The sequence below is a fragment of the Liquorilactobacillus mali KCTC 3596 = DSM 20444 genome (genome assembly GCF_000260415.1).
Classification (GTDB): domain Bacteria; phylum Bacillota; class Bacilli; order Lactobacillales; family Lactobacillaceae; genus Liquorilactobacillus; species Liquorilactobacillus mali.
The window spans coordinates 1-13851 of record NZ_BACP01000012.1; the positions used below are offsets into that span (position 1 = coordinate 1).

Here is a 13851-nt window from a genome sequence, read left to right on the forward strand (position 1 = left end):
CAGTACTCGCTATGTTTGTAATTCTGAACCAATATTCAAGCTCTGGACAGTGAGAATATATTTTTTAAATATCTAAAATTTAACTTTGTTTTCAGCAGCATATATTGTAAAATAACTTGCGAGTTTTATTTTCAAAAAAATATAAAGTACTTGAAATAGGAAGGATAGAAATGATTTATTTTGATAACAGTGCAACAACTAAAGTTGCACCTCAAGCTTTGGAGACCTATACCAAAGTTAGTAACCAAATCTGGGGAAATCCATCTTCACTTCATGCTTCAGGTGAGAAAGCATTTGGGTTATTGGAACAAGCAAGATTGCAAATTGCTAATTTGATGGGTGTCAAGCAAGATGAAATCTTCTTTACAAGCGGTGGTACTGAGGGCGACAACTGGGTCGTTAAGGGCACAGCAATTGAAAAGAGAATGCACGGCAAGCACCTAATTACCTCAAGTGTTGAACATCCTGCTGTATTAAATTCAATGGCTCAATTAGAGAAACTAGGTTTTGAGGTAACATATTTGCCAGTTAATGAGAAGGGACAGGTTTCTGCTGAAGAATTGAAAGCAGCGATTCGACCAGATACGATTTTAGTCTCAATTATGGCTGTCAATAATGAAATAGGAGCAATTCAACCAATCGATCAGATTGCAGATGTGTTACGCAATTATCCCAAGATTCATTTTCATGTTGATGCAGTTCAAGGTATTGGCAAGGGAATTCAGCAAATGATCATGAATGATCGTGTTGATTTTGTAACATTCTCAGGCCATAAGTTCCATGCTCCAAGAGGAATTGGATTCATGTTCAAACGGCGCGAACGTAAGTTGGCACCATTGATGAGTGGTGGTGGACAAGAGAAAAATTTGCGTAGTGGAACGGAGAATCTTCCTGCAATAGCGGCAATGGCAAAAGCCTTAAGACTATTGTTAGAAGGGGAGAAAGATAAGGTCCAAAAACAACTTGAAATAAAAAAATTTATTTATGATTATGTCACAAAATTCCCTAAAGTTACAATGTTTTCGCGCATGACGCCAGATTTTGCACCACATATTCTTTGTTTCACTATTGATGGTGTTCGAGGGGAAACAATAGTACACGCTTTTGAAGAACACGGAATTTATATTTCAACGACGAGTGCTTGTTCATCTAAAAAACATGTTGTTTCAGGAACTCTAAATGCAATGAACATTCCTGAGAAAATTGCAACGTCGGCAATTCGTATTAGCCTCGATGAGCATAATAGTCTAGCAGAAGCCCAAAAATTTGTCGATGTTTTTGAACAGTTGTATCATCAATTTGAAAAGATCAATTCGTAGAAATGAAAGGAAGTAAAGTGTGCAATATACAGAAATAATGGTTCGCTATGGCGAATTATCAACCAAAGGAAAGAACAGAAAAAGCTTTATTGATCGTTTAGGCTTTAACACAAGAGAAAGTCTTCATTCTTTCTCTAAGCTGGTTATTAAGGCTAACAGAGATCGAATGCATATCCAATTAAACGGTGAAGACAGTACTGCAGTGATGAAACGCTTGAAGCAGGTTTTTGGCATTCAGAATTTCTCACCATCAGTCAAGGTTAAGCGTGATGTTGAACTTGTTAAGCAGAAAGCTGTCGAAATGATAAAAGAACAGTTTGAAGAAGGTGCAACTTTTAAAATTAACACTCGCCGTTCAGATCATGACTTTGAGCTGGATACTAATGAAATGAATGATTTACTTGGTGGATATGTACTTGATAATATTCCAGGAATCAAGGTTCAGATGAAGAAACCTGATATTACGTTGCGCGTGGAAATTAGGAGTAATGGAATATTCTTATCTAGTAAGACAATCAATGGTGCGGGCGGACTTCCGGTTGGGACTGCTGGAAAAGGAATGCTGATGCTCTCAGGCGGAATCGATTCGCCGGTGGCAGGTTATCTCGCAATGAAACGTGGGGTGGCAATTGAAATGGTTCATTTCTTTAGCCCACCTTATACAAGTGAACAGGCTTTGAACAAGGCAAAAGAACTGACTTCAAAGCTTGCTCCATTTGTTGGGAGTATCAAATTCATACAAGTTCCGTTCACGGAGATTCAAGAAACGGTTAAACATGATGTTCCATCTGGCTATTTGATGACCGTCCAAAGACGCTTCATGTTACGCTTGGCAACTTTGATTGCGAAAAAACGTGAAGGACTTGCAATTTTTAACGGTGAGGCACTTGGTCAGGTGGCATCACAGACCCTTGAAAGTATGGTCGCAATAAATGATGTGACAACTCTACCGGTACTACGTCCGGTAGTTTCAATGGACAAGAACGAAATTATTGAAATCGCACAAGAAATTGATACATTTGATCTATCAATTATGCCATTTGAAGATTGCTGTACGATTTTTGCTCCACCGGCGCCTAAGACAAGACCGCGTTTGGATAAAGCAAGACTCTATGAAGCACGCTTGGATGTTGATGGATTGATAGAAAGGGCAATGGCCGGAATTAAAATTACTGAAATTAAGAGTGATCAGAAATTCTTGGCAGAAACCAGCGATAGTTTTGCCGAACTTCTATAATTAGGCTTGACTGCTCTATGTATTCAAGCTATTATATAGTGCATAAGCGAGGAACAAGAGGGTTTCAAGGATTCTAGTTTTCAGAGAAGAGGCTGTTTGCTGAAAGGTCTCTAGCTGGGTTTGAAATTGTAGCTTGTAAGCTGTTAGACTGAAATGAATTCTATGAGTTCATGCGTAGGTCTGACCGGACATGTTCGTTATCATGGAATTAAGAGGGGTTAAACGCCCAACTTAGGTGGTACCACGGTGAAAGTCGTCCTAATTTTTAGGATGGCTTTTTTGTTTTATAAAAAGAAAGGAATGAGAATATGACAAGAGAGATTGAAATGTCGACGAAATATGAACCACAACAAGTTGAGACTGGTCGTTATAAAAAATGGTTGGAACAAGGAGTATTTAAACCGAACGGGGACAAAAAAGCAAAGCCATATTCAGTTGTTATTCCACCGCCCAACGTAACTGGTAAGCTGCATTTGGGGCATGCTTGGGATACTACATTGCAAGATATGATTATCCGTCAAAAAAGAATGCAAGGCTTTGATACTTTATGGCTTCCAGGAATGGATCATGCAGGAATTGCAACTCAAGCCAAGGTTGAGGCACGTCTTGCTGAACAGGGAATATCCCGCTATGATCTAGGCCGTGAGAAATTTATTGAAACCGTTTGGAAATGGAAAGATGAGTACGCAGACATTATTCATCAGCAGTGGAAGAAACTTGGATTGTCTCTTGATTATGATCGTGAACGTTTTACTCTCGATGATGGTTTATCCAAAGCAGTCCGTAAGGTATTCGTTACATTGTATAAAAAAGGCTTGATTTATCGTGGTGAATACATTATTAACTGGGATCCTAAAGCCAGAACAGCGTTGTCAGATATTGAAGTTATTCATAAGGATATAAAGGGTGCTTTTTACCATGTTAAGTATCCATTTGCCGATGATACAAAATTCAATGGTAAGAACTATATCGAAATTGCCACAACTCGTCCTGAAACAATGATGGGTGATGTTGCGGTTGCAGTCCATCCAAGTGATGAGCGCTACAAGGATATTGTTGGGAAGACGTTGATTTTGCCGTTACAAGGTCGTAAGATCAAAATTATTGCTGACGAGTATGTTGATCCAGAGTTTGGAACAGGGATGGTTAAGATTACACCAGCACATGACCCTAATGATTTTGCAGTTGGTAACCGCCATGATTTGGAAAGAATCAATACCATGAATGAAGATGCATCGATGAATGCCAATGCTGGTAAATATGAAGGCATGGATCGTTTCGAAGCACGGAAGGCAATTGTTGCTGATCTCGATGCTGAAGGGTATTTGTTGCGAGTTGAACCAATTACACATAGTGTTGGACATTCCGAGCGTACAGGTGTACAAGTTGAGGCTCGCTTATCGACGCAATGGTTTGTCAAGATGAAACCATTAGCTGAGGTTGCATTGGCAAATCAAAAATCAAAACAAAGAGTGAATTTTGTGCCTGATCGTTTTGAGAATACCTTTACACAGTGGATGGAAAATGTTCATGACTGGGTTATTTCACGCCAGCTTTGGTGGGGACATCAGATTCCTGCGTGGTACCACAAAGAAACTGGCGAAATTTATGTTGGTGAAGAAGCTCCACAAGACATTGAGAATTGGGTTCAAGATGAAGATGTGCTGGATACATGGTTTTCAAGTGCATTATGGCCATTTTCTACAATGGGTTGGCCAGATGAGAATGCGGCTGATTTTAAACGTTACTTCCCAACTGACACATTGGTTACAGGTTATGATATTATTTTCTTCTGGGTCTCAAGAATGATTTTCCAAAGCCTTGAATTTACAAAAGAACGACCATTTAAGCACGTACTTATCCATGGATTGATACGTGATGAGAATGGTGTCAAAATGAGTAAATCATTGGGAAATGGAATTGACCCTATGGACGTAATCGATAAGTATGGTGCAGATGCATTGCGCTGGTTCTTATCTAATGGCTCTGCTCCTGGACAAGATGTTCGGTTCAGTTACACAAAAATGGATGCTGCATGGAACTTTATCAATAAGATCTGGAATGCCAGTCGTTTCGTTATTATGAACCTAGATGATGAGACAACTGGGCAATTGCCTGCAAGAGAACAATGGAAATTGTCAGATAAATGGATCATCAGTCGTTTGAATGAGACAATCGGTGAAGTAACACGTTTATTTGACAGTTTTGAATTTGGTGAGGCTGGAAGAGCACTTTACAACTTTATCTGGAATGATTTCTGTGATTGGTATATTGAGATGTCTAAGGAAGATTTGAATGGTACGGATGAGCAAGCAAAGAAGGACACGCAAAACATTCTATGTTACGTGCTTGACCAAACCTTAAGACTGCTGCACCCAATCATGCCATTTGTTACAGAAAAGATTTGGTTGGAAATGCCACATGAGGGCGAATCACTTGTGACAGCAAAATATCCTGAGTATAATGCTGCCGACGTTGATGAAGCTGCCCAAAGTGAGATGGAGAACTTGATCGAGTTGATTAAAGCAGTTCGTAATAGCCGTGCTGAAGTTAATGCTCCTATGTCAAGTGCAATTGAAATCTTGATTAAGACATCCAGTGAAAAAACAAAGAAGATTTTTGAAGCTAATGTTGATTATATTGAACGTTTCTGTCATCCAAAAAAACTAGAAATCAGCGCTGCCGTTGTTGCACCCGATTTAGCAATGACTTCTGTTATCACAGGTGCAGAGGTATACCTACCACTTGCAGATTTAATCAATATTGATGATGAAATTGCCAGATTGCAAAAGGAAGTTAAAAAATTAGAAGGCGAAGTTACTCGTGGAGAAAAGAAATTGGGTAATGAACGCTTTGTTGCAAATGCACCTGCTGATGTCGTTACTCAAGAAAGAGAAAAGCTTAGTGAATATAAGGCAAAATTAGAAGCAACAAAAGAAAGAATCGCAACTTTAAAGAAAAACTAGGATATAAGGTATAAATTTAGATCAATATGCAGAGAGACACAAAAAACGTTTACTACTTTTTTGTGTCTCTTTTTTGTATGAGTCATTGTTCATACTCAAACTTATTATCTTTAATGAAATTCATTTTATTAAAATTTAGATAAAAAAATATAATAATAAACAAATAATAATTATTTGTTCACGAAAAGTTCACAACCTTCCTTTAAACTAAAAGTAGTAAAATAGTTGCACTTTTTAAAGTGCCTTTTGGTATGGAGGAGAATTTTGTATTATGAGTTTTAAAAAAGCATTGCATTGTTGTATTAGAAGGACTCAGTTTTTTATTGACTTATCGTATGAACAGAAGACTGGAAAAGAACTTAGGAAAAGTGAATTAAAGGCAGGAATTATTGGTGCAGTAAAATTAGCCAGTTTGTGGGCAAAAAGAAATGATTATTCACAAATTAAATATAACCTTTCAATGACGATAATTTTGAAGAATGAGGCACCATACATTAGAGAGTGGCTTGCGTATTATACTTCAATTGGTGTAGAACACTTTTACATCTATGACAACGATAGTCAAGATGATTTAAAAGAAATAATAGACTCACTTGGAGATAAGGTAACTTATGTACGTTTTAGTGGTATTGGAAGACAAATGGACGCATATAATGATGCTCTAAATAAGTATGGCAGATACTCAAGGTATATGGGGTTTTTGGATGCAGATGAATTTATTTATTTGACAGAGGGACAATTGAATTTTGTTGATTTTTTAAATAATTATTTTGCTGATCCTCATGTTGGAGGCTTTGTAATCAACTGGCAAATTTTTGGTTCTTCTTTTTTGAAAAAGAAACCTCATGGATTGGTAACCAATAATTTTGTATATCGGGCCAGGAAGGATTTTAAGAAGAACTTTCATATAAAATCAATAGTGGATCCTAGAAAAGTAGCAGGATTTTTTAATGATCCGCATGGAGCCTATTACTTACCTAGCTATTACGCAGTAAATGAAAAAAAGCAAAAGGTGGATGGACCATTCTCTCAAAGTGTAAATACGGATAGGATTCAAATTAATCATTACTTTACCAAATCAGAAGAAGAATTTATACAAAAAAAATCACGAGGACGTGCAACTAAAAATTCACACAGAACAATGCAAGATTTTGTAGATCATGATAAAAACGATGTTTTTGATGATTCAATAAAAACCTATAATCAACGAAATAAGCTTGAGTAGTTTCCAGAAAAGAGGATTTAAAAGCATGACAAAAAAGAGTAATGAACTTAAAATAGCCGTTGCAGGAACGGGGTACGTGGGCTTAAGTATATCGATTCTGCTCGCACAGCATAATCAAGTCTTTGCAGTTGATATAAATAAAGACAAAATAGAGTTACTGAATAAAAAGATCTCACCAATTGCAGATAAAGAAATTATTGAGTATTTGACTACACATAAACTAGATTTAATTCCTACGACTGATACAGAATTAGCCTATAAAGATGCCGATTTTGTAGTAATAGCAACGCCGACAAACTATGATAGTGAAAAACAATTTTTTGATACTTCTTCGGTTGAACAAGTTATAAAATTAGTGAGAAAGTATAATGAAAAGGCTATTATTGTTATCAAATCAACAGTACCAGTGGGATTTACAAAGAAAATCAAAAATGAACTTAATTTAGAAAATATAATTTTTAATCCTGAGTTTTTACGTGAAAGTAGGGCTTTGTATGATAATCTTCATCCTTCAAGAATTATTGTCGGTACTGATTTGGCAGACAAAAAGGAAAAAGAAAATGCACAGCAATTTGCAAGCCTACTGGAAACGGGTGCACTTGAACAAAATGTAGCAAAACTTGTGATGGGTTATACAGAAGCAGAAGCAGTAAAACTATTTTCAAATACGTATTTGGCATTAAGAGTCAGCTATTTTAATGAACTCGATACTTATGCGGAGTCAAAAGGGCTTAACACCCAACAAATTATATCTGGTGTTGATATGGATCCTAGAATTGGAGATGGATATAATAATCCATCTTTTGGCTATGGCGGATATTGTCTACCCAAAGATACAAAGCAGTTACTTTCAAATTATAAAGATGTTCCGCAAAATCTTATCGGAGCGATTGTAAAGTCTAATACAACACGTAAGGAGTTTATTGCAAAGCAGATTATAAAATTGATTACAAAAAGTAAATCTGTTGAAAATGAAGTTAGTGTGGGCATTTACAGGTTAACGATGAAGCAAAATAGTGATAATTTTCGTGAAAGTTCAATTCAAGGAGTTATCAAAGAATTACAGAAAATTCAGCCAAATATAAAAATTTTGATTTTTGAACCAATGTTAAAAAATCATTCTGTTTTTCAGAAGTATAAAGTCGAAAACAATTTAAGTACATTCAAAAAAAATAGCAGTGTCATTGTTGCGAATCGCTTTAATGACGAATTAGCAGATGTTCGTGCTAAAGTTTATACGAGAGATTTATTCCATCTGGACTGAGTTTGAGTAGTAAAACTTAATATGATATTTTCCTCCATATTAACCAGATTAGTGGTTATATGGTTTTTTTTGTTCAAAAAGATGAAATTTCAAAGAGATAGAACTATTTTTTTTAGATTAATGCAAAAGTTGTTTGTCCTAATAAGTCCTTTAATGTACAATAAATCTGAGAGTAAGAAGGGTTGAAAGTAATGGCATTTGATGATTATGAGCAGGCAATTTCCTTTATTCACGGAAGAACAAAGTTTAAAAAAATTCCAACTCTGGCTAGGATGAGATTATTTCTAAAGTATCTGGGCAATCCTGAATCGGGCTTAGAAGTAATTCACGTAACGGGTACGAATGGCAAGGGGTCAACTGTAGCTTTTTTAAGAGAATTATTGGAAGAGCAAGGACTAAGGGTTGGAACCTTCACGTCACCATTTATTGTTAGGTTCAACGAAAGAATTCAGATTAATAAGCAAATGATACCTGATGACAAGCTGTTGAATCTCGTTAATTTTATTGTACCGATTGTTACACAATTGGATGAAGAGTTAGCTGATGCTGAGGGTGGACCAACCGAGTTTGAGATTGTTACCGCATTGATGTTCTTATATTTTTCACAAGAAAGGGTTGATATTGCAGTTGTTGAAGTTGGTATTGGGGGGACCTTTGATTCAACTAACGTAATAAGCAAACCACTTGTGTCGGTGATTACAACAGTGGCTCATGATCATGCAAAATTATTAGGTAATTCTCTGGCACAGATTGCTGGACACAAGGCGGGAATAATTAAAGAAAATCGGCCAGTCGTGATTGGAAATATCCCTGAAGAAGCACTTGATGTAATTAAGAAGAAAGCAGAAGAAAAAAATGCAAAATTATATACACCAAGTGAGAATTATTCTTTCAAAGAAGCCTCAAAAAAAGTTTCATGGGGTGAAGTTATTGATTATGAAGGCTTTGGTTTAACAATTAATGATTTACAGACTTCACTTATGGGAGAATTCCAGCGTGAGAATGCGGCGGTGGCACTCAGTGCTTTTTTGATTGTTTCAATGCAAAAAAAGTGGCACGTGAACAGCAAAGAAATCCGTTCGGCTATAAAAAAAGCAACTTGGCCAGGCAGATTTGAAGCTGTGAGTGAAAAACCTTTGGTTGTACTGGATGGGGCACACAATGTTGCAGCGATTGATATGATTGCAAAGACAATTAGAAAAAATTTTAAGAACCAACATGTTTACATAATTGCCGCAATGTTAGCAGACAAACAGCCACGTGAGATGTTTGCCCAACTAAGTCAATTGCCCAATACGACAATATATGGGACAACATTTGCAGGTCCGCGACCGGTGGCCAAAGTCAAGGATGTTACTGAGAAAAGCGAAGAAATTGAATATTCCAAGAATTGGCAGGAAGCCTTGGTTAAAATTGTTGCACAGATGTCAGAAGAAGATATAATTTTAATTACTGGATCTTTGTATTTCGTTTCTGAAGTAAGACACTATTTTTTAGATTAGGTGAGGACATTTAAGATGAATGTAAAGTTAGTAATTTTTGACATGGATGGCTTAGTGGTCGACTCTGAAAAAATTTATTTTGCTGCGAATAAAAGAGCGGCAAACAAATTAGGAATGCAATATTCGATGGAGTATTATCGTCGCTTTATTGGTTCGGGCAACGATATGATGTATTCAGAGATGAGTCGTGACTATGGTAGCAGAGAGCTGATTTCTGAATTTATTAAGTTAAGTAAACAACAGGTCTTTGATGTTATCAAGGAAGAGGGACTCCCATTAAAAAAGGGATTTTTAGAGCTGGCCTCTTATCTACGCAATGCTCGGATTCCGAGTATTCTAGCATCAAGTAACGATCGAAGTGCAATTGATTATTTCCTAGATATTGCCAAAATCAGTCAATATTTTTCAGAAATAATTTCAGCAGATGATGTGGTTAGGGCCAAACCTGAGCCAGACATCTTTGAACAAGCATGGGCGGCGTCAGGTCAGCATAATAAGAATGAGGCGGTAATTCTTGAGGACTCTTATAATGGTGTTTATGCAGCAAACAATGCACATATCCCTGTAATTATGGTTCCAGACTTGATCCAGCCAACAAAAGAAGTTGCTGCGAGAACGCAGGTAGTTTTACCAAATCTAAATGAAGTAAAAAGCTATTTTGAAAAATAAGATGAATCCCTTTTGTTTACGTAATTAAAAACGAAAGGGGTTTTCTTATGCTAACAAACAGATACAGTGAAGAAGAAATAATACAAAGATTGACTAAATATAGAGGAGCTAGTATAAGTCAAAAAGAACTTTTATTTATACTTATTTGCGGTTTTTTGGGAAAAGAAAATGCATCAAAAAAAGTTAATCAGTTTTTTTTACAATATACAGACTTGCGTCAGATAAAAGATCTTTCAGACATAGAGTTGATGGAGATTGTTGAAAGTGAGCATGATGTTCAGATGTTTAGAGCCCTTTGCGAATTCGCAGAGAGGCTCAATAAAAGGCCCAAACTGACACTAGGAAAAATATACACGAGTCAGGAAATAGGCGAGGAGATGTCACTAGAACTAGGACTGTATTTGCAGGAAGTATTATTTGTAATATTATTAGACACAAAAAATCAAATAATTGCTAAAAAAATTATTTTTCAAGGAACCCTAGATACCGCTACGGTACACCCACGTGAAATTTTTCGTTTTGCATTGCAGTACGCTGCTGCCAGAATAATAATTGTTCATAATCATCCAAGCGGTGATACCGTACCTTCAAAAAATGATCTGCAGTTGACTAAGAGAATCGAAGAGTGCGGGAATATGATTGGTATAGGCTTGCTCGATCACATTATTGTAGGATCATCACAATATTTGAGTATGCGCGAAGAAAAAATTCTTTCTTAAAAGATCGCCTTGAATTCCTTGTTCAAGTAGGATGAATATGCTAAACTTTTCATTAGTTAATTATTAAGAAGGATGTGTTTATGTGCTTACAGGTACAGTTCATTTTTTTGAAAAGGATGAAGGATACGGCTTCATTACCCCAGATGATAATGAACAAGATATTTTTGTTCATTTTTCAGCAATTAAGACTGAAGGATACAAGACACTAGTTGAGGGTCAGAGAGTTGAATTTGCTGTTGCCATTGGTAAGCGGGGCCCACAGGCAGTTAACGTCCATTTATTACAATAAATGATTGTATAAATAATGATTAAGAATATTGAGAGTTAAAGACATTTTGTTTATCATTTAGTATGCTAACCAAGTAAGTAATTTTTAGTAAACGCCATCTAATTCTTATGGTATAATTGAACTACTATTGAAGAACTGCGTTATTTATTAAAATGAGGCAACGTGAAGGGATGAAATATATTGTTCGGAATCGGGACGAAAAATATTGGTATAGACTTAGGTACAGCAAATACAATTGTGTATGCTGAAGGTAAGGGAATCGTATTGCGTGAACCTTCAGTTGTAGCTAAGAATACAAAAACAGGTGAAATTGTTTCAGTTGGATCTGAAGCACGAGACATGATTGGACGCACGCCGGCAAGTATTGTTGCAATTCGTCCAATGAAAGACGGTGTAATTGCAGACTATGATACGACGGTCGCAATGATGAAGTACTATATTCAAAAAGCTTTGGGTCGCAAGACAGGCAAGCCGTATGTGATGGTTTGCGTTCCTAGCGGTGTAACCGAAGTAGAAAAAAGAGCAGTGATCGATGCTACGCGTGTTGCTGGGGCACGTGATGCATATGTTATTGAAGAACCATTTGCAGCAGCTATTGGTGCGGGTCTTCCAGTTATGGATCCGACGGGAAGTATGGTTGTTGATATTGGTGGTGGTACAACAGATGTTGCAACCATCTCCCTAGGTGGAATTGTTTCTAGTCGCTCAATTAGAATGGCCGGCGATAAGATTGATGATGCTATTATCTACTATGTTCGCCAGCATCATAATCTATTGATTGGTGAAAGAACAGCTGAACAATTGAAGATGAATGTTGCATCAGCTTCAGTTGAGGCTGCAAAAGAGTTGGATAGTCAGACAATTCGCGGTCGTGATTTGTTAAGTGGGCTTCCAAAAACAATTGATATTGAGGCTGTTGATGTCGCTCAAGCAATTCAAGAGGTTGTGCAGGAAATTATCTCTGCAATCAAGGAAACATTGGAAGAAACATCCCCTGAGATTGCCGCTGATGTAATCGACCATGGAATCGTTCTTACCGGTGGTGGTGCGCAGTTGCGTCATTTGCCTGAAGTAATTGCAGACGCTACAAAAGTACCTGTGTTTATCGCATCGGAGCCATTAGATTGTGTGGCTATCGGTACTGGTGAATCACTAAAGAGTATTGAAGTAATGAAAAAAAGATAATAGAGACGATTGAAGCGTGTCATGTTGGGAGGTTGGGAGTATTCGTCCAACCTCTTAATTTTTTGATATGTCTTTGAGTGTAGTGGAGGAAATAATGCAAAGATTTTTTTTCAATAAAAGACTTATCATTGTACTTATTACATTGATTATCGGATTTGTATTAGTCGCATTTTCAGTTACTGTTAGAAATAATAAATCAACGCCGCCAATTATCCAACAGTTTGGTAACGATGCTGCAGGTCTGGTTGATAGGGTTGTAAGCTATCCGATAAGTGCGGTCGGAAATGTTGGTGGTGCAGTTGAGAATTTGCTTAATACTTATCAGGAAAATCAAAAACTAAAAAAACAGATTGATAGTTTGGCATCCGAGAAGGTTTCCAATCAAACAATTCGCAGAGAGAATACCGCTTTAAAGAAGCAATTGAAGTTGAATAAGTCTTTGACAAATTATACTGCGGTTACATCTTATGTTATTGCAAGAACACCTTCTTCATGGCAGAATCAGATAATCATCAGCAAGGGTTCATTGGCTGGTGTTAAAAAGAATGCCGCTGTTTTGTCTGACAAAGGATTGGTTGGACGTGTTACTGAAGTAAACAAGACAAATAGTAAGGTCGAATTGATCAGCACAACGAATGATGACGCTGATCGCTTTGCTACAACAATCATCACAGATGATGGGTCAGTCAATGGATTGATTACTAGCTACAATGCCGATACTAACAGACTAATAATGGGGCAAATTGATTCTCAAAAAACAATGAAAAAGGGTGACAAAGTCATTACTTCTGGTATGGGTGGCAACTCTCCCCAAGGAATCTATGTTGGAACTGTTATGAAAGTTGAAAAGGACGATTATGGATTGGCCTCAAAAGTTGAAATAAAACCTGCGGCAGATTTGACGAATCTTAATATAGTTACTGTTGCAAAAAGAACAGATTAGAAGGTGGTTTGATGAGAGTTTCAAAAATACGATATTATTACCCCTTGGGTCTGTTCATAGCTCTTTTTCTAGATGGAACTTTAAGCAATATTTTTGCGGGTAACTTTTTTACGGCTAACGTGTCCATTGAAAGTCGTTTATTTCTACTTTGGGTTGTAATGAGTGTCTTTTTTGCAAAAGTTGAACATCCATTTTTTTGGGCAATTGCGGTTGGATTAACATTTGACTTGTTTTTCACGGGTATAATTGGACCATTCTTTATGTTAGTCCCATTTATCCTTTATTTAACTAGAGTGATGTATAGTTTTTTTACACCATCCTTTATTGTGGTACTATTAATATATCTGATAGATATTGCACTCTTTACACTTTTATTCTACTGGATTAACGTACTGATCGGTTTTACGAGTGTTTCACTTGCAGGCTTTATCAGTGGTACACTTGGACCCACATTAGCATTTAATTTGGCAGTATTTGTAATATTATATCTGCCAATTAAAGGTCTGATGGAAATGTCCTCAAGATAGGGGTGG

At 36.8% G+C, this 13851-nt stretch carries 12 protein-coding genes and 1 other annotated feature; all 12 genes read left to right on the plus strand.

The features are described from left to right. The first annotated feature begins 170 nt into the window (after positions 1–170). The 12 genes from GSM_RS02090 to mreD all read left to right on the plus strand — a co-directional run bounded on the left by GSM_RS02090 (position 171) and on the right by mreD (position 13845). Positions 171–1319 (plus strand): cysteine desulfurase family protein, encoded by a 1149-nt coding sequence (locus GSM_RS02090; protein WP_003687053.1) that lies wholly within the window; start codon positions 171–173, stop codon positions 1317–1319. Between the two features lie 19 nt (positions 1320–1338). Next, entirely contained in the window at positions 1339–2556 is a 1218-nt protein-coding gene (gene thiI, locus GSM_RS02095; protein ID WP_003687052.1) for a tRNA uracil 4-sulfurtransferase ThiI, read from the plus strand. Positions 2557–2596: 40 nt separating this feature from the next. Continuing rightward, positions 2597–2820: a binding site (T-box leader), on the plus strand. Between the two features lie 44 nt (positions 2821–2864). Continuing rightward, positions 2865–5522: a valine--tRNA ligase gene (locus GSM_RS02100; protein ID WP_003687050.1), complete on the plus strand. Its 2658-nt coding sequence runs from the start codon at positions 2865–2867 to the stop codon at positions 5520–5522. Positions 5523–5793: 271 nt separating this feature from the next. Beyond that, a complete protein-coding gene (locus tag GSM_RS02105) occupies positions 5794–6747 on the plus strand; it encodes a glycosyltransferase family 2 protein (protein ID WP_003687048.1) in 954 nt (317 codons plus the stop codon). Positions 6748–6772: 25 nt separating this feature from the next. After that, entirely contained in the window at positions 6773–8011 is a 1239-nt protein-coding gene (locus tag GSM_RS02110; RefSeq protein ID WP_003687046.1) for a nucleotide sugar dehydrogenase, read from the plus strand. Between the two features lie 191 nt (positions 8012–8202). Beyond that, positions 8203–9513, plus strand: coding sequence for a bifunctional folylpolyglutamate synthase/dihydrofolate synthase (locus GSM_RS02115; protein ID WP_003687043.1), 1311 nt, complete (start codon positions 8203–8205; stop codon positions 9511–9513). Between the two features lie 15 nt (positions 9514–9528). Continuing rightward, a complete protein-coding gene (locus GSM_RS02120; RefSeq protein WP_003687041.1) occupies positions 9529–10182 on the plus strand; it encodes an HAD family hydrolase in 654 nt (217 codons plus the stop codon). 47 nt (positions 10183–10229) lie between these two features. Continuing rightward, positions 10230–10901, plus strand: a complete 672-nt coding sequence (locus GSM_RS02125) for a JAB domain-containing protein (RefSeq protein WP_003687039.1) — start codon at positions 10230–10232, stop codon at positions 10899–10901. Between the two features lie 82 nt (positions 10902–10983). Then, positions 10984–11190, plus strand: coding sequence for a cold-shock protein (locus GSM_RS02130; protein ID WP_003687036.1), 207 nt, complete (start codon positions 10984–10986; stop codon positions 11188–11190). 180 nt (positions 11191–11370) lie between these two features. Further along, complete coding sequence (locus tag GSM_RS02135) at positions 11371–12375, plus strand: rod shape-determining protein (RefSeq protein WP_003687034.1); 1005 nt, start codon at positions 11371–11373, stop codon at positions 12373–12375. A gap of 94 nt (positions 12376–12469) precedes the next feature. Further along, positions 12470–13318, plus strand: coding sequence for a rod shape-determining protein MreC (gene mreC, locus GSM_RS02140; RefSeq protein ID WP_003687032.1), 849 nt, complete (start codon positions 12470–12472; stop codon positions 13316–13318). 11 nt (positions 13319–13329) lie between these two features. After that, a complete protein-coding gene (gene mreD / locus GSM_RS02145) occupies positions 13330–13845 on the plus strand; it encodes a rod shape-determining protein MreD (protein WP_003687030.1) in 516 nt (171 codons plus the stop codon). Positions 13846–13851: the final 6 nt, after the last annotated feature.